Source organism: Halomonas shantousis (assembly GCF_054654615.1).
Window position 1 is genome coordinate 3150124 of record NZ_BAAIER010000002.1, and the last position, 17443, is coordinate 3167566.

Consider the following 17443-nt stretch of genomic DNA (forward strand, 5'->3'; position numbering starts at 1 on the left):
AGACGCGTCGCGGATGGCTTAACCCAACTGAAAGGGATAAACGTGGCCGATACCCAGAAGACGGGTCAGCTCGTCCAGCGCCGTCAGGGTCTCCTCGGCCAATTGCGGGTCGGCAAGATCCTCGTGTGTCAGCCGGTCGCGGTAGTGGCGCTCCACCCAGGCGACCAGTTCCTCATACAGCGCGTCGTCGAGCAATATCCGGCCCGTCAGGCATCGGCGCTCGGTACTGTTGAGCACCACCCGCAGGCGCAGGCAGGCCGGACCGCCCCCGTTGCGCATGCTCTGCTTGACATCCTTGACCACCACCTCGCCGATCGGATTGTGCCCGGCCAGCAGCAGATCCTGAATGGTTCGCCACACGGCCTCGTTCTCCTGACACTCGCCGGGCACCACCAGCGTCATGCTGCCATCGGAATTGCTGAGTAACTGCGAGTTGAACAGGTAAGTACTCACGGCATCGTCGAGGCTCACCGCCTCCGACGGGACACGCACCGGAATCAGCGGCGCTTCCATCTTCTCACGCAGGGCATCCAGCGTGGCCTGCTCATCGAGGAAGGCCATCTCGTGATAAAGCAGCACCGGCCCGTTGCCCACACTGATCACGTCGTTGTGAAACACACCGGCATCGATGGCACCAGGATGCTGCTGGGCGAATACCGTCTGCGAGGCTTGCAGTCCGTGCTGGCGCGCCACGGCCTGGCTGGCCTCGAGTGTCTGTCGGGCCGGATAGCGCTTGGGCACGACACGCTCATGCGCTTCGCTAACGAACGCCTGGCGTCCGTAGACGTAAAGATGCACGCCGGCCTCGCCGTGTGAAGCGGCCAGACGCGTGTGGTTGGCGGCCCCCTCGTCGGCAAATGCGGGCGTCGCCGGCAGCACCGGATGGTGCGCGAAATACCGTTCGTCGGCGAAGATCGCCTTCAGCACACGGGCGGTGGTCTGCGGTTCGAGGAAGCGATGGAAGCTCGATTGCAGGTTGGCCGGCGTGAAGTGCACGCGCCCGTCCCGGCTATCGCGACTCGGCGTGACGGTGGCGGCGTTTGCCGTCCACATGCTCGACGCCGAGCACACCGCGCGCAGCAACTGCGGTGCCTCGCGAGCGGCGCGTTCGAGCACCTCGGCGTTGCTGCCGGAAAAGCCGAGATCACGCAGTGCACCGAGGTCCGGGCGCTGCTGGGGCGGTAGCACGCCCTGGGCATAGCCGGCATCCTTCAGCGCCTTCATCTTGGCCAGCCCCTGCAGCGCAGCTTCGCGCGGATTGGCGGTCAGCCCGCCATGGCGCATCGAGGCGACATTACCGTGCGCCAGCCCCGAGTAGTTGTGGGTCGGCCCCACCAGGCCATCGAAATTGACCTCCAGGGTCTCGTGCAGCGGCGCGCTCATAGCGTCACTCCCGGCGGCAGGGAGTCGGGCAGGATCAGGGATTCCGCCTCCATGGAGGCCACCGGATAGGCGCAGTAATCGGCCGCGTAGTAGGCGCTGGGACGATGGTTGCCGCTGTCGCCGATGCCGCCGAAGGGGGCATCGCTCGACGCGCCGGTGGTCTGGCGGTTCCAGTTGACGATGCCGGCGCGGATACGCAGCAGGAAATCGTCCCAGTCGGCCTGCTCGCCACCGATCAGTCCCGCGGCAAGGCCGTAACGGGTCGCGTTGGCAAGCGCGATCGCCTCGTCCCAGTCCTGGTAGCGGTGCACCTTGAGCAACGGGCCGAAGTGCTCCTCGTCGGGAATCCGGAGTCCCGTGACATCGATCAGGGCCGGACTGATCAGGCTGGTGCCTTCCTGCAGGCGCCGCATGCGCGCCAGCACCGTGCCTCCCAGCTCCTCGAGATCCTCCTGGGCATGCAGCAGGCCGTCGGCTGCGGCGCGACTCACCAGCCCCCCGTAAAAAGGGGCCGGCTCGGCGAAGGGTTCGGCGATGTGCAGCTTGCCGATGGCCTCGACCAGCGCCTCCAGCAGGCGATCCCCCACCGGCCCCTGAGGCACGATCAGGCGGCGGGCACAGGTGCAGCGCTGGCCACCGGAAAGAAAGGCGGATTGCAGGATGGTGAGTACCGCGGCCTCCTGGTCGGGAACGTCCTTGACCACCAGGGGATTATTGCCGCCCAGCTCGAGAGCCAGGATCTTGCTCACTTGGCCGGCGAACTGCTTGTGCAGCAGCCCACCGATCTTCACGCTGCCGGTGAACAGCAGCCCATCGATGTCCACCGCACCGGCCAGGGCCTGCCCCACCGGCGCACCGCCCTGTACCAGATTGATCACCCCGTCGGGCAAGCCCGCCTCCAGCCAGCACTGCAGGGTCAGATCCGCCGTCATCGGCGTCTGCTCGCTGGGCTTGAACACTACCGTGTTGCCTGCCAGCAACGCCGGCACGATGTGTCCGTTGGGCAGATGGCCGGGGAAATTGTAGGGGCCGAATACCGCCAGCACGCCGTGCGGGCGGTGGCGCACCACGGCGCGTGCTCCACTGGTCTCGCCCAGCTCCCGGCTGCGCTCGCCGGTGCGTTCCTGATAGGCGGTGACGGAAATCGCCACCTTGGCGATCATCGCCCCGACTTCCGTGCGCGCCTCCCACAGCGGCTTGCCGGTCTCCTGGGCGATGCCCGAGGCCAGCGCTTCCCGGTTGGCTTCCAGGCGCTCGCGAAAGCGCTCGATGATCCGCTGGCGCTCGGCAAAGGGCTGACGCGCCCAGCCGGGGAAGGCTTGCCGAGCGGCCTTCACGGCCGCCTCGACCTGTGCCGGACTGGCCGCGGCGGCGGTCCACAAGGATTGTTGCGATATCGCATCGATCTTGACGAGACGGCCTGCTTCACCCTCGACCCAGGCCCCGCCGATCAACAGTTGCTGCTTGGCTTGCATGGCATTCTCCCGTTGCGCGCATCGTCCCGATGCGCTCGCCTCATTTGGATGTCGCTTCGGCCAGCGACCGCAGGCGCCGTGCACCCTTGTCGACCTCAGGCACGCTAGGCCTGCAGCACGCGCAAGCGATCGTCGGTCCCGATCTCGAGACGACGCGCCTCTTCGGGCGATAGCGTCACCACCCCGTCGGCATTCGGCCCGCGGGCGATCCAGGCGGCACGAAAATCGCGCATGCCGGTGGTACCCGCCAGCCAGACATGGCGCTCCTGCGCGGGTGCGGCGTGCGCAACGACTTCCACCGGGTAGCAGCGCGACTCACGTACCGCACGCACGTCATCGAGATAGGCCTCCACCGTGGGACCGCCGTCGAAGATGTCGATATAGCCTTCCCAGCGCAGCCCTTCCTTCTTGAGCATCTCCAGGGCCGGACGCGTGTGTTCGTGAACCTGACCGATACAGGCACGGGCCTCTGCGGAGAGAAACGGCGTATAGATGGGAAACTTGGGCATCAGCTCGCCGATGAAACTCTTCTGCCCCAGGCCGGTGAGCCGATCGGCCTCATGAAAATCCATGGGGAAGAAATGGCTGCCCAGACAGGTCCAGAACGGGCTGATGCCCTGAGCGTCGAATACCCCGCGCATCTCCGCCAACACTTTCTGCGGAAAGCGATCGCGGAACTCGGCCATGAACAGCCAACGCGCCTTGGACAGCAGCGCGCCGTTACGCTCGTGGCGACGATCGCTGCCACGATACTCGGGACGCAGAAACAACGAGCAGACCTCGGCGTCACCGGTATGATCGGAACTCAGAAACAGGGTATCGATGGTGCGATGCAGGTCGAGCTGTACCGAGGAGTGCGCCAGCGTCCCTACCCGGTAGTTGTAGAACGGCATGTCGCGGCCGACCTGGCCCTCGATGGCGCAGCAGCCCGCCAGCTCGCCGGTGGCCTCGTCCTCGAGCACAAAGAAGTACAGCCGATCGTCTAGCGGGGTGTGCTCCTCGAAGGCGCTCGCCGCCCGGGTGATCTTGGCCACCAGAAAATCGTGATTCTCGGGCAGCGAGGTGAAGCCCACCCCGGTCTGGCGCGCCAGTACCATCAGGCCGTCGATGTCGCGCTGGGCGATGGGACGAATACGCATCAAGGCTCTCCCTCGTCAAAACGCTCTTCGGCGGTCGGCAGACCCAGCGGGGCGGCCAGGACGGCACGCCCCTCCTCCACCCCGAGCAGCTCGGCATGTTCCGGCGACAGCATCAACTGACCGGTGGGCGACAGCGCGTAACGCGCCACCACGCAGCGGAAATCGCCGAGCTTCTGATTGGCCACCAGTGCCGGCTCGGCATCCGGCAGTGCGCCGGACGGACGGATGCGTACCGGATGCCAGCCGCAGTCGCGCAGGGTCCGCAGGCGGTCGCGCTCGCACCGGATCACCGGTCCCGCGTCGAAGATATCGACATGCCGCGAGCGTACAAAGCCCTCGGCAAGCATCTCTTCCATGGCGCTTTCATGGGCGGGATGCTCGCGTCCGATGGCGGCCCGCGCCTGGGGCGTGAGCAATGGCAGATAAAGAGGAAACTGCGGCATCACCTCGGCAATGAAGCTCTTCGAGCGCACTCCGGCGAGATGATTGATCTCCTCGTAACCGCGCACGAAGAAGTGCCGGCCCACGCTGTTCCAGAACGGCGACTCGCCCTCGGCATCCAGAAAGCCGGGAAAGGCCACCGCCAGCGTCTCGGCGAAGCGCTCCGGGTACTGGGCGATGAACATCAGCCGTGCACGACGCAGCAGACTCTCGGCGCTGGTGCCCTTGTAACGGGCGTCCAGCGACAGCGCGCACAACAGCGTCACTTCCGACATCTCGTGGGACAGCGACAGGGTCTGCACTTCGCGACGCACGTTGAGCTGTTGCGAGGCGTGAATCAGCGTCTCCTGACGATAGGTGTAGTAAGCGTCATGGGCGCCGGCCTGGGCTCGGATGCTGGCGGTGCCGACCACCTCGCCGCACTCGAGATCCTCGAGCACGAAGGTGTAGGTCTGCTCACCGGGAAAATCCACCTCGTGCGCCATGGCCCGCGCAGAACGGGCAATGCGCTCTTCCAGGCGATCGCGATGGGCCGGCAGGTTGGTCAGGCGCGGCGTGGCGGAACTCGCCAGATGCTCCAGCGCCGGCAGGTCACGCGGCTGAACGGGGCGAACGACAAGCATGACGGGACCTCTCGGCAATTCGCTCATGCGTCCGCGACGAGTCGGGCGATGGCCCGCTCGAGACGTACCATGCCTTCGGTGATATCCGCCTCGGGAATCACCAGCGACGGCGCCATGCGCAGCACGTTGGGGCCGGCAACCAGCGCCATCAGCCCCTCCTCCATGGCCAGCGGCAGGATGTCCCGCGCGCGGTCGTTATAGCGCTCGGCCATCTCGGCACCGATCAGCAGTCCCATCCCGCGGACTTCCTTGAATACTCCGTGCTGACGGTTGATCGTCTCCAGATGCTCCCGGAACAGGGCATGGCGATGCCGGACGCCCTGCAGTACCTCGGGCGTGTCGATGGTTTCCAGCGCCGCCAGGGCCACCGCGGATGCCAGGGCATTGCCGCCGTAGGTGGAACCGTGGGTGCCGACTGCCAGCGCCGGTGCGATACGGTCGGTGGTCAGCATCGCGCCCACCGGGAACCCGCCGCCCAGGGCCTTGGCGCTGGTCAGGATGTCCGGCGTGACGCCGTAAGCCATGTAGGCATAGAGATGCCCGCTGCGCCCGACGCCGGACTGGACCTCGTCGAAGATCAGCAGCGCATCGTGCGCGTCGCACAACTCGCGCAGGCCTTCGAGAAACGCCGGGGTCGCGGGCACGATGCCGCCCTCGCCCTGCATCGGCTCGACGATCACCGCGCAGGTATCGGCATCGATCAGTTCACGCACGCTGTCGAGGTTGTTGAACTCGCCGTGCACGATACCGCCCGGCACCGGTCCGAACCCCTGCGAATACTTGGGTTGTCCGCCGACACTGACGGTAAACAGCGTGCGTCCGTGAAACGACTGACGGAAGGAGATGATCTTGTGCTTGCGCTCGCCATGGGTATCGTGCGCCCAGCGCCGCGCCAGCTTCAGTGCGGCCTCGTTGGCCTCGCCTCCCGAGGAGCAGAGATACACCTTGTCGGCGAAGGTGCGCTCGACCAGCGCCCGGGCGAGCAGCAAAGCCGGCTCGTTGGTGTAGACGTTGGACAGATGCCAGAGCTTGTCGGCCTGGGTTTTGAGCGCCCCGACCAGCGCCGGATGGCAATGACCCAGAGAGTTGACGGCGATCCCTCCGGCGAAGTCGATGTACTCGCGGCCCTCCTGATCCCACAGGCGGCTGCCCTCGCCGCGCACGGGAAGGGTCTTCTGCGGTGCGTAATTGGGCACCATGTAGCGATCGAAATCCTCGCGAGTCGGGGACTGGGCCATGCTGTTTTCCCTCCGGTTGAGCCTATGGATAATACGAGTATAGGGACGCCCCTGCGCCAGGTCTTTCAGCGATGGGACGATAAATTATGAAAACGGGTGGGGTCGGCATGACGATTGTCATCGTGACATCATCAATAACCGTTACACTGCTCGAAGAGGAGTGCCGGGAGAGCCGTCATGTTCAATACCACCGCCTGGAATCGTCTGCGCTACACCCTCTATGCCCCAATCTACGATCTCGTCGCCGACCGGCTCTTTCGCCGGCCACGGCGCCTCGCACTGGAACAGGTGGATTGGGCCCCGGGACAGTGCGTGCTGATCGTCGGTGCCGGAACAGGACTCGATCTGCCCTTCCTGCCGCGCGACGTCGAGATTCAGGCAACCGACCTGTCACCGGCGATGGTGCGGCGTGCTGCGGTGCGTGCCGAACGCCTCGGGCTGGACGTGACGGCGAAGGTCATGGATGCCGAGCATCTCGATTATCCTGACGGGCATTTCGACGTGGTGATCATGCATCTGATTCTGGCCGTCATGCCCGACCCCGAGGCGGGGCTACGCGAGGCCTATCGCGTGCTGGCGCCGGGAGGGCAGCTCTGCGTGATGGACAAGTTCCAGGCCGATGACCGCTCTGCCGGGCCGGGACGGCGCTTGCTCAATCTACTGACCAGTCTCGTCGCCACCGATATCACGCGCCAGGCCAGCCCGCTGCTGAGCCGGGCAGGATTTCGTCTCGAGTACGATACGCCGGTCATGATGGGCTCGGTATTCCGGGCCCTGCTGGCCTGCAAGGAGTAGTCGGAGAAGAGTAGCTGGAGAGAAGTAGTTGGAGAAGAGAGTCGCCGGAGAACCTCCGTGCGACACGTCAGAGCATCCTGGTCAGCCTGACCCGCTCCAGACGCTCGCCGAAGCGCTCGACCCACTCCGTCCCCTGGCGCACCCAACCACGACGCTCCAGCCCCGGCGCAAGCACCAGACTGGCCTCGATGGTCAGGCAGGCCACTCCCCGCTCGCGCATGCCCGCTTCGGCGTGATCCAGCAGTTGCGAACCGATGCCGCGTCGTGACAGCGACGGCCATACGTAGAGCGTTTCGATGCGCGCACCATCGAGGTCGAGCTCGCAGAACCCCACACAGCGTCCATCGCGGGTCGCCACCAGCGTCGAGTACAGCACCTGACGCGCCGCCCACGCTTCTGCCTCGCGGGGCAGCGCGTTCGTCCAGGCCTGGCGTTGAGCCAGCGAGTAATGGGCGCAGGCTCCCTGCATCACCGCATGGTGAAAGACCTCGGCTTGATCGGCCCCGTCACGTGGCAACGCGGCACGAAAGATCACGCGCTCAAGCATCGCTCACATTGTCCTCATCGAAGCGACGTACTCTGAGTGATGTCCGTCTCATGCAGCCGCGTCCGTCAGCGCCTCGAAGCGCGGGAAGCGCGAGGCGATGCGACTTTCCGTCATCTGCGTCACCCAGCCCTGGGTATTGGTGAACATGCGGATGCACAGGAAATCGGGATTGGGCCCCATGTCGAACCAGCGCGGCGTATTGGCCGGCACCGACATGAGATCGCCCTGGGAACAACCGATGACGTAGACCCGGCTATCCATGTGCAGGTAATAAATGCCTTCGCCACGTACGAAGAAACGCGCCTCATCTTCAGCGTGGCGGTGCTCTTCGAGAAATTCCTGGCGCAGCGTTTCCTTGTCGGGATGATCGGGCGTCAGGCTGATGACGGCCGCCACGGCGAAGCCGAACTCCGCCTGCAGGCGCGCCACGCCATCGGCGAAGGCGGCGAGAACGCTTTCCTGATCGGCGTCCGGCGCCAATGTCACATCCGTGCTCCAGCGTTCGAAACGCACGCCATGAGCGTCCAGTTCGGCGGCGATGCGCTCGCCATCGTAGGTCGAGAGCAGCGGCTGTTCGCCGTCGGCCTCGTGATAGACATGCAGGAAGCTCATGACAGATCTCTCCTTAGATCCAGTTCACACTCGAACAGAAAGCCAGCGCCGTCACATGGCGCGGTCAGGCATACATACCACAGGCCCCAGTATAGAGGCCATGGCCGCGAATCCGGTAGGCGTGGTACGCCGTCCACGGCATAATGCCGCTCATGAACGAGATGTCTCCTCCTGACTTTCCGGACACCCTGAGCCTCGCGCCCATCGGGCGTATCGAGAGCGACTATCCCGACAAGTTCGGGATTCCCCGCCAGCCCGGCCTGGCGCCGGCCGCCCGGGGCGTGCTGCATCTGCTGCCACCGTATGACGACCCGCTCGGTGTACGCGGCCTGGAAGCCTTCAGCCACCTCTGGCTGACCTTCCTGTTTCATGCCAGTCCCGAGCGCTGGACGCCGCTGGTGCGTCCGCCGCGCCTGGGCGGCAATACCAAGGTCGGGGTATTCGCCACGCGCAGCACACACCGTCCCAACCGCCTGGGACTGTCGCTGGTGGAACTGGTGGATATCGACACGCGTCGTGGCGTGCGTCTGCATCTGCGCGGCCATGACCTGCTCGACGGAACGCCGGTGCTGGACATCAAGCCCTACCTGCCCTGGGCGGAAGCGCGCCCCGAGGCGCAAGCCGGCTTTGCCCCCGCACCGCCCACCTTGTATCCGGTCCACTTCAGCGCAGCGGCAGACGCCACGCTGGCACGTCGCCGTGATGGCGTCTCGCTGCGCGAACTGATCGTTCAGGTACTGGCTCAGGACCCGCGCCCGGCCTATCGCTCCGGGGCCGAGTCACGCCGCTATGGCGTTCCGCTGCGCGATGTCGACGTGCGTTTCCGGGCATGCGAAGACGGTGAAGGCGGGACTGTCATGGAAGTGGTCGAGATCGTGGCGCTCTAGGACCAAGCTGCTCCGTACAGCTTTACTCTGCACCATTTGAGTGGATGTCATGTCACGGCAGAAGCCAGACATCAGTCACTAGGCTGAACCTACGGTGACTTATACTACGGCAAGCAGTGCAAATCATAATATTTAGTTAAAACTTTTGTCGGTCTCAGTATTAGAAATCAATACTCAGCCACTACTTATAGCTATTATAATTAATATCTACAACATACTTAAAATTAAATTGGTAAAAAATTATTAATTTGTATAGACAGCACCTGTCGATGCCAATTGAATGTGCTATGCATTAATAGTGGTGCCGAAAAAAACAATCCTGCTAGGAGTTTCATCACATGCAAATTAATATTCAATCCATGCAGTGGAGCCGTCTGCAGTTTGTCGCTGACGTCCGTCCTATTGATGACTCTGACGCTCCCGTCTTGGCAGCCATCCGGGACATCCTTGATCAGTATAATTGCCTAGATCGATTCGGTGTTACTCTCCTACATAATCATTTCGACATTGGCGACGACGAAATAATGATGGAGTTTACCGACTTAAGAAAACGCGAGCACCGCGTTAGCCCCATGAAACGAGCAGAATTGGAGCGTGATGGCATAGATATTCTGACAACAGTAGTAGGATTCGACAAGAATGGTTACTTCCAAGGTTGTGGCTGTAACCCAAGAGCATCCGGACATCACCACCTTTGACACAAATCGTTAATAACCATCCTACTTTTTCTCAATTAGAGGTGGATTCTAGCGTTACAAACAAAGGCTTCACCTAAATATTTTTGAATCTTGGCATCACAGCATGCAATGGGGCATTGGCGTGTGTGATTGCGGTAATTTTTTACCTATCAAGATTTGCGGCGTGAAGCGAGGGAGAGCAAAGAGAGGGCAATACAATTGCCCTCTCTTTAAATTGCCACACGGCAGATCAATAGTTGAACAGCCGGCTGCATAACACCTGAGATTCGTCATCTAGACAAAACATTCTGCCGTAATTCAAGGCGATAAATAATTCAACCAAAGTCGACGCCGATACGTCGCCCTACCTCCTCGTAGGCCTCGATGACGCCTCCCAACCCCTGACGGAAGCGGTCCTTGTCCATCTTCTCGCGGGTCTTGGCGTCCCACAGACGACAGCCGTCGGGCGAGAATTCATCACCCAGCACGATCTCGCCATCGAACACGCCGAACTCGAGCTTGTAGTCGACCAGCAGCATGTCCCCATCGAGGAACAGCCGCTTGAGCACGTCGTTGACCTGGAAAGTGAGCGTCTTCATTCGCGCCAGCTGATCGGACGTCGCCCAGCCGAAGGTCTCGGCCAGCGACTCGTTGATCATCGGGTCGCCCTTCTCGTCGTTCTTCAGGAACAGTTCGAAGGTCGGCGGATTGAGCTCGACGCCCTCCTCCACGCCGAGCCGGCGCACCAGACTGCCCGCAGCGAGATTGCGCACCACACACTCGACGGGAATCATGTCGAGCTTCTTGACTACACACTCGTTGTCGGAGAGCAGCGACTCGAAATGGGTGGGAACCCCGGCAGCCTGCAGCTTCCCCATGATGAAGGCGTTGAACTTGTTGTTGACCATGCCCTTGCGCGCCAGAGCCTCCTTCTTCTTGCCGTCGAAGGCACTGGTGTCGTCGCGAAAATGCAGGATCAATCGCTGCGGATCGTCGGTGCGGTAGACTGACTTGGCCTTTCCCGCATACAGCTCGTCACGTTTTTCCATGGGACTCTCCACAACGGCCCTCACTGAATCGATGATCGCCCAGCCGAAGCCGAGCGTAGGATGTCTCTGAATTTGATACTTGATACAGCTAGTACGTCGGCCTACCAAGGCTAGGCGATCAGCTGCCAGTCCGCGCCCGCATCCTGTGCGGCCACCACCAACCGTGCCTCGTCGCCGTCGAGCAGGGGCACGAGGGCTTCCAGCACCAGCTCGGGGCGATTGTTCTGCTCCGAGAGGTGCGAACAGACGATGCGCTGCAGCCGATCCAGCCCCAGCCGGGTCAGCAGCTGTGCGGCCTGAACGTTGGCCAGGTGCCCCCAGTTGCCGCCCACGCGACGCTTGAGACTTGGCGGGTAGCGGCCTTCGGCCAGCATGCGCACGTCATGATTGCACTCCAGGGTCAGGGCATCGCAGCCGCGATAGGCCTCGATGACGTGATCGCTGGCGTGCCCCAGATCCGTCAGCACGCCGAGCCGCCGGCCATGGGCGGCGAAGCAGAACTGAATGGGTTCTCGGGCATCGTGGGGTACGGTGACCGGGTCGATCGTCAGCCCCTTGATGGCGAAGCGTGATTGCGGCGTGATCAGATGACGGCGTGGCACCTCGCCAAGGCGACTCGACAGCCAGGTTCCGGCACTGAGATAGACCGGCACATCGTGCCGACGCGCCAAGGCGCCCACCCCCTTGATATGATCGCCATGCTCATGGGTAACCAGAACGGCGTCGAGCTGACGGGGATGCACGCCGAGACGCGCCAAGCGACGTTCGGCCTCACGCAGGCCGAAGCCGCAGTCGACCAGCACGTGCGCCTGCCCGTCGCTGACCAGCGTCGCATTGCCCTTACTGCCGCTGCCCAGCGAGGCAAAGCGCAGTCCCTCTTGGCTATCGTTGCGTGCCATGCGTCGCTCAGCGCAGGGTCGAGGCGACGCTGTCGAGCAGTTCCCGCGCCTCGCCAGAAGCCACGCGGTCGCCATCGGCGCCGGCCACGCTGACCGTGGTCATGTTCTGGCCGGCAGCCGTGACCTGCAATCGATACTGCCGGGGCTCGGCACCACCGCCAAACAGCGAGCCGAAGAAGCCACTGCTGCGCGCTTCCCTTGGCACGTACTCGACAAGAAACTCACCTGCGCTGCGATTCTGATCGACCAGGCGCTGGTTGTCGCTGTCGAATGCGTTCTGCAACTGGTAGTAAAGCTCCGACCAGGCACGCTCGAAATCCAGCGCTATCTGCAATTGCCATTGGCCATCGTGATTTTCCAGCCGCACGCGGTCATTGCGGGAGAGTGTCTGAGCGGCCAGCGAGACGCCACTTTCGGCTTCATCATTGGCCGCCAGATAGCCCTTGAGAGCGTTCAGGCATTGCGTGGCGGCGTCAGTCGCGGTCTGGCAGCGGACCTCACTGGTACCGGCGCGCAGACCCTGTCTCACGCTGAGCGCACCTTGGGCCGTCTCGATACGCCCGTTGGCCGCATCCAGGCCTGTCACTTCCAGGCCGTGGTCGTTGACGAAACGCTGCAGCCGTGGCCAGACGCTGCCCGGTGCGGCATTGACCAGCAACCAGTGATCATCGCCGGCCTCACGCACTTCCACGAACGCCTCGCTCGTGTCGCGGCGAGCGGCGAGCGGTTCGGGGCGAGGTGCATCGAAGTCTTCCGCCGCCAGGTAATCGCTGTTTGCCTCGGGTACCGGCATGGCATCCTGGTAGCGAGTCGGGTCCCGCACATCAGGCAACTGAAGCGGCTCGACCATTTCGGCCTGGGTATATTCGGAGTTGCGGTCGTAGTAGTAGCCGGAACGGCCACAGCCGCCTAGCGCCAGAGAGACGCCCACGATCAGCGGCATCCATTTCAGCATGGGAGTCATGCATCTACCTTCTTTATGCTTTCGGGACAATCCATGAGGGTGAAATGCCTCGAAGTCAGCCGTCGATCACGCCGGCCAGTTGCAAGGCTTCGCTGACCGTGGCGTGGTACTTTTCGGACAGCCACGTCATCGGCAGGCGGATACCCTGTTCGGCATAGCCCATGCGATGCAGCGCCCACTTGACGGGAATGGGGTTGGCCTCGACGCCCAACGAGGCGTGCAATGGCAGCAGCCGGGCATTGATCTGGTGCGCCTTTTCGTAGTCGCCGGCAGTGGCGGCGACACACAGCTCGTGCATCGAGCGCGGCGCCACGTTGGCCGTCACCGAGATATCGCCATTCCCGCCCATCAGCATGAAATCGCAGGCGGTGCCGTCATCGCCGGAGTACAGGGCGAAGTCGCTGCCCTTGAGACGTTCGATGAGATCTTCGGCACGCTCGAGATTGCCGGTGGCATCCTTGAGCCCGACGATATTGTCGACTTCGGCCAGACGGAAAACGGTCTCGTTGTAGAGATCGGAACAGGTGCGCCCCGGCACGTTGTACAGAATCACCGGCAGGTTGGCGCCCTCGGCCACGGCCTTGAAGTGCTGGAACAGGCCTTCCTGGGTCGGCTTGTTGTAGTAGGGGCAGACGGACAGGCAATAGTCGGCACCCACTTCCTTGGCATAGCGGGCCAGCTCGACGGCCTCGGAGGTGGCATTGGCCCCGGTGCCGGCGATCACGGGAATGCGTCCGTTCACCTCTTCGACGACGGTACGGATGACGTCGAAGTGTTCGGCGAAGGACATGGTGGTGGGCTCGCCCGTGGTCCCCGCCGCAACGATGGCGTCGGTGCCGTTCTCGAGGTGGAAGTTCACCAGGCGACGCAGCGCCTCCCAGTCGATCTCGCCACTGATTTTCATTGGAGTCGCCAGCGCGACGATACTGCCTGTGATCATCCTACAGTGCTCTCCTGTAATGCGGACCAGAATCGGGCCGTTGAAACGCGTGTGGTCAAGAGGACGCAGATATGCGGGACTCCAAGTGACGCGGAAGCGGCTTATGCCGCGTCATGTCGACGACTACACCATAGCGGCCATCCGCGATGTAACGGTAGATGGTACTCAGGCAGCCAGAGCGTGTACAGGTGCCGAGGCACCTCAAGCGTGCATTCATGATGGCAGACGCGCTACCTCAGGCTACGAGGGCACCCCCACCGGGTGCGGCTATCGCTCGATCCGGCTTTACAGCCGCGCGATGCTTGCGTGTAATCGGGGCCTTTCGTCCACTGTCAAGGAAACCATCATGAGCGTCAGCGTCGGTCAGAACGTTCCCGATTTCACCGCCCAAGCGACCAGCGACACCACCGTCACGCTGTCCGACTTTCAAGGCCGGCAGGTCATACTCTATTTCTACCCCAAGGACAGCACGCCCGGCTGCACCACCGAGGGCGGCGACTTCCGCGACCACAAGGAGGCGTTCGACACCGTCAACACGGTGATATTCGGCGTATCCCGCGATGGCCTGCGTGCGCATGAAAACTTCAAGGCCAAGCAGAATTTTAACTTCGAACTGATTTCCGACAAGGACGAAACCCTATGTCGGCTCTTTGATGTCATCAAGCTCAAGAAACTGTATGGCAAGGAACATCTGGGCATCGAGCGCAGCACCTTCCTCATCGACAGTGACGGCACGCTGGCCGCCGAATGGCGCAAGGTCAAGGTCGCCGGCCACGTCGAAGAGGTGTTCGAAGCTGCCCGCGAACTGAACGCCCGCCAACAGCTTGGGTAGATCATTCCGTTGCCGTCTGGGGCAGGCGGGTCTGGCTGCGCACGCTGCGCGGCCAGGCTTGGGTCAGTGCCTTGAGCAGCGTGGCCAGCGGAATGGCGAAGAACACGCCCCAAAACCCCCAGATGCCGCCAAAGAACAGCACCGCCAGAATGATCGATACCGGGTGCAGATTGACGGCTTCCGAGAACAGGATCGGCACCAACACATTGCCGTCCAGTGCCTGCAGGACGGCATAGGCGATCAGCACATAGAGAAACTGGTCGCTGATGCCGAAGTAGAAACCGGCCACCGCCGCGACCGGCAGCGTGGCCACCGCCGCGCCGATATACGGCACCAGCACCGATAGCCCCACTACCAGCCCCAGCAGGGCCGAGTACGGCAGACCGAAGAACCAGAAGGTGATGAACGCGGCACTGCCGACGATAAAGATCTCGATCACCTTGCCCCGCACGTAGTTGGCGATCTGATCGTCCATCTCGTTCCAGATGCGCGTCATCAGGCTGCGCTTTCGGGGCAGCTTGGAGAGCATGAATTGCGTCAGCGGCTCACGATCCTTGAGCAGAAAGAACACCAGAATCGGCACCAGCACCAGATAGACGATCAAATCCATCAGCGTGCCCAGCGAGGCCAGTGACAGCGTCAGCGCCCGCTGGGTCATCTGGGTCGCCTGACGCCCGGCGGTCTCGATCCAGCTCTGGACCTGATCCGGCGTGATCAACGTGGGGTAGCGCGCCTGAAGCTCGTCGAGCCAGTGCTGAACACTGGCGAACATCTGCGGCGCCTCCTGCACCAGTTCCACCGTCTGGTTCCACACCAGCGGCATCACCACCAGCGCCAGTGCCAGCAGCGCACCGAGAAAGACCAGGAACACCAGCAGTACCGATGGCAGACGCGGCAGTCCCAGGCGTTCCAGCCAGCTCACCACGCCCTGCAGCAGAAAGGCCAGCACCAGGGCCGTGAAAAATGGCGCCAGCATGCTGCCCAGCCAGATCACCGCCGCGAACCCCAGGATCAGCACGACGAGCAGGACGACCGCCTCCTCGTCGGAGAAGTAACGGTTCACCCAACCTTCCAGCAAGGCCTTCATGGTCATGCGCATGATCCTCGCGCTCCCTTGCGGAGCCAGTAATAATAGATGCCGTCCCGCTCCTCGCGCGCTTCCAGCGCATGCGGGCTCTGCCCTGCAAAGGATTCAAAGTCGCGCCAGGAACCGGCATCCGTCGCCCGGACTTCCAGCAGGGCATTCTCGGCCAGGCCGGCCAGCGCCTGCTTGGCCTTGAGCAGGGGGAGCGGACAAGGCAGGCCGCAGGTGTCCAGCACTTCGTCAGGTTGGCGCGCCATGTGAACTCCGGTAGTTGAAAACGCCACGATTTAAAGGCACTTTGCCAGTCAATTCAATGTCAGAGACAAGACCCGGTCGCCCTGGCCTTCCACGCGCTACGATGCCCGGGTTCGCCACGCTGACGAGGACATCATGCCACGCTCCTGGACATCCTTCGCTGCTGCCGGCCTGCTGACCGCCGCCGTCATCGCTCCCCTGCACGCTGCCGACGAGTATGGCCTGCCCGACCTGGGCAGCAGCAGCGCAAGCGTCTCGAACAACGACGAGTACCGGATGGGCCGTGCCTGGCTACGTCAGTTCCGTGCCCAGACCCAGGAGTGGCAGGACCCCATCACTTGGGACTATGTCCAGTCGACTCTTCAGCGGCTGCTGCCCTACTACGATATTCGCGATCCCATTGTCATCACGCTGGTCGACAGCCGCCTGCTGAATGCCTTCGCCGTGCCCGGCGGCGTGGTGGGCGTCAATTCCGGCCTGTTTGCCTTCGCGCCGGATCGTGACGCCTTCGTCTCGGTACTCGCCCACGAACTGGGACACCTCGCCCAGCGCCACTACGCCCGCCGCATGGAGCGGGTCGAGGAGACGCAGCTGCCGACCATGGCCGCCATGCTCGCCGGTATGGTCATCGCCGCCGGTGGCGGCGGTAACGCCGGCCTGGCCGCCATGATGGGCACCCAGGCCGCTTTCATTCAGGATCAACTGGCCTACTCACGGCGTTTCGAGCAGGAAGCCGACCGAGTCGGCCTGCAGGCCATGGCCAAGGCCGGTTTCGACCCCGAAGCCATGCCCCGCATGTTCCGCGCCCTACAGCGCCTGTCCAGCCTGCAGGGCGGCAATCCACCGGAGTTTCTGCTTACTCACCCTGTCACCGAATCACGCATCAGCGACACTCAGGCGCGGGCCGACCAGCTCAGCCCGGCGGCACATCCAGCAGACAGCACACCGGTCTATGCCATGATTCGCGCCCGTGCGCTGCTCGAGCATAACAAGGACAATCCCGAGCAGGCCATGGTCCAGCTGCGCCAGGACGACCCGCCCGAACAGGCGATCCGCTATCTGCAGGCGCTGATCGCTGCCGAGAAGGGCCGGACGGATACCGCCCTGTCCCAGCTCGCCACACTGGCCGGAGAGCTTCCCGATCTGTCGATGATTCCCGCCAGCGCGGCCGAGATCGCCAACGACGCCGGTCGCCGCCAGGACGCCCTGTCCCGCGCAGAGCGGATACTGCGCCTTTCACCGGACTACTATCCCGCCCAGCGCGTGCGTGCCGAGGCCCTGCTGCAGATCGACGCTTCAAGAGCCTTCAATGTGCTGCGCGAGATGAGCGAACAGTACCGGGAGGATCCTCAGGTATTCGCGCTACTCGCCGAAGCAGCCGGCCGCAGCGGCCATGAAGCCTGGGGGCAGCTCGCCCGCGCCGAGCAGCTCCAGCTCACCGGACGCATCGATCAGGCCATCCGCCAGTTGGAGGTCGCCGAGAAGGTCGCCAAGCAGGAAGGGGATTTCGCCATGGCCAGCCGCATCCAGAACCGCCGCGAAGATTTCATCGACTACCGCAAGGCCCTGCAGCAGTTCTGACGCCCCCATGCCGGTATTCGAC

At 63.2% G+C, this 17443-nt stretch carries 18 protein-coding genes; 5 read left to right on the plus strand and 13 right to left on the minus strand.

The genetic code is table 11. The annotated features are described in order from the left end of the window. Positions 1-18: 18 nt before the first annotated feature. From astB to ACYQ12_RS14955, 5 genes are all read right to left on the minus strand, one after another. Entirely contained in the window at positions 19-1383 is a 1365-nt protein-coding gene (gene astB, locus ACYQ12_RS14935) for an N-succinylarginine dihydrolase (RefSeq protein WP_459873240.1), read from the minus strand. Then, on the minus strand, positions 1380-2858 hold the full coding sequence (astD, locus tag ACYQ12_RS14940) for a succinylglutamate-semialdehyde dehydrogenase (RefSeq protein WP_459873242.1): 1479 nt from the start codon (positions 2856-2858) through the stop codon (positions 1380-1382). Before astD ends, astB begins: the two co-directional genes overlap by 4 nt. 104 nt (positions 2859-2962) lie before the next feature. Beyond that, positions 2963-3997 (minus strand): arginine N-succinyltransferase, encoded by a 1035-nt coding sequence (gene astA / locus ACYQ12_RS14945; RefSeq protein WP_459873244.1) that lies wholly within the window; start codon positions 3995-3997, stop codon positions 2963-2965. After that, positions 3997-5061 (minus strand): arginine N-succinyltransferase, encoded by a 1065-nt coding sequence (locus ACYQ12_RS14950; RefSeq protein WP_459873246.1) that lies wholly within the window; start codon positions 5059-5061, stop codon positions 3997-3999. The genes astA and ACYQ12_RS14950 overlap by 1 nt, the downstream gene beginning before the upstream one ends. Before the next feature lie 23 nt (positions 5062-5084). Beyond that, on the minus strand, positions 5085-6299 hold the full coding sequence (locus ACYQ12_RS14955; RefSeq protein ID WP_459873248.1) for an aspartate aminotransferase family protein: 1215 nt from the start codon (positions 6297-6299) through the stop codon (positions 5085-5087). 177 nt (positions 6300-6476) lie between these two features. Between ACYQ12_RS14955 and ACYQ12_RS14960 the strand changes: the two genes are divergently transcribed. Further along, positions 6477-7094, plus strand: coding sequence for a class I SAM-dependent methyltransferase (locus ACYQ12_RS14960; protein ID WP_459873250.1), 618 nt, complete (start codon positions 6477-6479; stop codon positions 7092-7094). A gap of 67 nt (positions 7095-7161) precedes the next feature. Here the strand turns inward: ACYQ12_RS14960 and ACYQ12_RS14965 are convergent, their stop codons facing one another. Both ACYQ12_RS14965 and ACYQ12_RS14970 read right to left on the minus strand, forming a co-directional pair. Then, complete coding sequence (locus ACYQ12_RS14965; RefSeq protein ID WP_459873252.1) at positions 7162-7641, minus strand: GNAT family N-acetyltransferase; 480 nt, start codon at positions 7639-7641, stop codon at positions 7162-7164. 48 nt (positions 7642-7689) lie between these two features. Then, positions 7690-8253: a 1,2-dihydroxy-3-keto-5-methylthiopentene dioxygenase gene (locus ACYQ12_RS14970; RefSeq protein ID WP_459873254.1), complete on the minus strand. Its 564-nt coding sequence runs from the start codon at positions 8251-8253 to the stop codon at positions 7690-7692. Between the two features lie 152 nt (positions 8254-8405). Here ACYQ12_RS14970 and tsaA point away from each other — a divergent pair, with 152 nt between their 5' ends. Then, positions 8406-9140, plus strand: a complete 735-nt coding sequence (gene tsaA, locus ACYQ12_RS14975) for a tRNA (N6-threonylcarbamoyladenosine(37)-N6)-methyltransferase TrmO (protein ID WP_459873256.1) — start codon at positions 8406-8408, stop codon at positions 9138-9140. Between the two features lie 338 nt (positions 9141-9478). Further along, positions 9479-9838 carry a hypothetical protein gene (locus ACYQ12_RS14980; protein WP_459873258.1) on the plus strand — a complete coding sequence of 120 codons (360 nt, stop codon included), beginning with the start codon at positions 9479-9481 and terminating at the stop codon, positions 9836-9838. A 314-nt stretch (positions 9839-10152) separates the two neighbouring features. Here the strand turns inward: ACYQ12_RS14980 and purC are convergent, their stop codons facing one another. The 4 genes from purC to dapA all read right to left on the minus strand — a co-directional run bounded on the left by purC (position 10153) and on the right by dapA (position 13669). Beyond that, positions 10153-10866, minus strand: coding sequence for a phosphoribosylaminoimidazolesuccinocarboxamide synthase (purC, locus tag ACYQ12_RS14985; RefSeq protein ID WP_459873260.1), 714 nt, complete (start codon positions 10864-10866; stop codon positions 10153-10155). A 110-nt stretch (positions 10867-10976) separates the two neighbouring features. Beyond that, positions 10977-11765: an MBL fold metallo-hydrolase gene (locus tag ACYQ12_RS14990; protein WP_459873262.1), complete on the minus strand. Its 789-nt coding sequence runs from the start codon at positions 11763-11765 to the stop codon at positions 10977-10979. 7 nt (positions 11766-11772) lie between these two features. Next, positions 11773-12729: an NlpB/DapX family lipoprotein gene (gene bamC / locus ACYQ12_RS14995; protein ID WP_459873264.1), complete on the minus strand. Its 957-nt coding sequence runs from the start codon at positions 12727-12729 to the stop codon at positions 11773-11775. A 55-nt stretch (positions 12730-12784) separates the two neighbouring features. Next, positions 12785-13669, minus strand: coding sequence for a 4-hydroxy-tetrahydrodipicolinate synthase (dapA, locus tag ACYQ12_RS15000; protein ID WP_459873266.1), 885 nt, complete (start codon positions 13667-13669; stop codon positions 12785-12787). Positions 13670-14015: 346 nt separating this feature from the next. Here dapA and ACYQ12_RS15005 point away from each other — a divergent pair, with 346 nt between their 5' ends. Beyond that, complete coding sequence (locus tag ACYQ12_RS15005) at positions 14016-14501, plus strand: peroxiredoxin (protein WP_459873268.1); 486 nt, start codon at positions 14016-14018, stop codon at positions 14499-14501. Position 14502: 1 nt separating this feature from the next. On the opposite strand, the gene ACYQ12_RS15010 is transcribed toward ACYQ12_RS15005, so the two are convergent. Continuing rightward, a complete protein-coding gene (locus tag ACYQ12_RS15010; RefSeq protein ID WP_459873270.1) occupies positions 14503-15594 on the minus strand; it encodes an AI-2E family transporter in 1092 nt (363 codons plus the stop codon). After that, positions 15591-15842: a sulfurtransferase TusA family protein gene (locus tag ACYQ12_RS15015; RefSeq protein WP_459873272.1), complete on the minus strand. Its 252-nt coding sequence runs from the start codon at positions 15840-15842 to the stop codon at positions 15591-15593. Before ACYQ12_RS15015 ends, ACYQ12_RS15010 begins: the two co-directional genes overlap by 4 nt. A 133-nt stretch (positions 15843-15975) precedes the next feature. Here ACYQ12_RS15015 and ACYQ12_RS15020 point away from each other — a divergent pair, with 133 nt between their 5' ends. Beyond that, entirely contained in the window at positions 15976-17421 is a 1446-nt protein-coding gene (locus ACYQ12_RS15020; protein WP_459873274.1) for a M48 family metalloprotease, read from the plus strand. The last annotated feature ends 22 nt before the right edge of the window (positions 17422-17443 follow it).

What these genes read in the sequence shown, in the direction of transcription:
- ACYQ12_RS14965 (WP_459873252.1), bottom strand. Translation starts at nt 7,641, where the DNA reads ATGCTTGAGCGCGTGATCTTTCGTGCCGCGTTGCCACGTGACGGGGCC.
- purC (WP_459873260.1), bottom strand. Translation starts at nt 10,866, where the DNA reads ATGGAAAAACGTGACGAGCTGTATGCGGGAAAGGCCAAGTCAGTCTAC.
- astA (WP_459873244.1), bottom strand. Translation starts at nt 3,997, where the DNA reads ATGCGTATTCGTCCCATCGCCCAGCGCGACATCGACGGCCTGATGGTA.
- ACYQ12_RS14955 (WP_459873248.1), bottom strand. Translation starts at nt 6,299, where the DNA reads ATGGCCCAGTCCCCGACTCGCGAGGATTTCGATCGCTACATGGTGCCC.
- ACYQ12_RS14960 (WP_459873250.1), top strand. Translation starts at nt 6,477, where the DNA reads ATGTTCAATACCACCGCCTGGAATCGTCTGCGCTACACCCTCTATGCC.
- astB (WP_459873240.1), bottom strand. Translation starts at nt 1,383, where the DNA reads ATGAGCGCGCCGCTGCACGAGACCCTGGAGGTCAATTTCGATGGCCTG.
- bamC (WP_459873264.1), bottom strand. Translation starts at nt 12,729, where the DNA reads ATGACTCCCATGCTGAAATGGATGCCGCTGATCGTGGGCGTCTCTCTG.
- ACYQ12_RS15015 (WP_459873272.1), bottom strand. Translation starts at nt 15,842, where the DNA reads ATGGCGCGCCAACCTGACGAAGTGCTGGACACCTGCGGCCTGCCTTGT.
- tsaA (WP_459873256.1), top strand. Translation starts at nt 8,406, where the DNA reads ATGAACGAGATGTCTCCTCCTGACTTTCCGGACACCCTGAGCCTCGCG.
- ACYQ12_RS14970 (WP_459873254.1), bottom strand. Translation starts at nt 8,253, where the DNA reads ATGAGCTTCCTGCATGTCTATCACGAGGCCGACGGCGAACAGCCGCTG.
- ACYQ12_RS14950 (WP_459873246.1), bottom strand. Translation starts at nt 5,061, where the DNA reads ATGCTTGTCGTTCGCCCCGTTCAGCCGCGTGACCTGCCGGCGCTGGAG.
- astD (WP_459873242.1), bottom strand. Translation starts at nt 2,858, where the DNA reads ATGCAAGCCAAGCAGCAACTGTTGATCGGCGGGGCCTGGGTCGAGGGT.
- ACYQ12_RS14980 (WP_459873258.1), top strand. Translation starts at nt 9,479, where the DNA reads ATGCAAATTAATATTCAATCCATGCAGTGGAGCCGTCTGCAGTTTGTC.
- ACYQ12_RS14990 (WP_459873262.1), bottom strand. Translation starts at nt 11,765, where the DNA reads ATGGCACGCAACGATAGCCAAGAGGGACTGCGCTTTGCCTCGCTGGGC.
- ACYQ12_RS15020 (WP_459873274.1), top strand. Translation starts at nt 15,976, where the DNA reads ATGCCACGCTCCTGGACATCCTTCGCTGCTGCCGGCCTGCTGACCGCC.
- ACYQ12_RS15010 (WP_459873270.1), bottom strand. Translation starts at nt 15,594, where the DNA reads ATGACCATGAAGGCCTTGCTGGAAGGTTGGGTGAACCGTTACTTCTCC.
- ACYQ12_RS15005 (WP_459873268.1), top strand. Translation starts at nt 14,016, where the DNA reads ATGAGCGTCAGCGTCGGTCAGAACGTTCCCGATTTCACCGCCCAAGCG.
- dapA (WP_459873266.1), bottom strand. Translation starts at nt 13,669, where the DNA reads ATGATCACAGGCAGTATCGTCGCGCTGGCGACTCCAATGAAAATCAGT.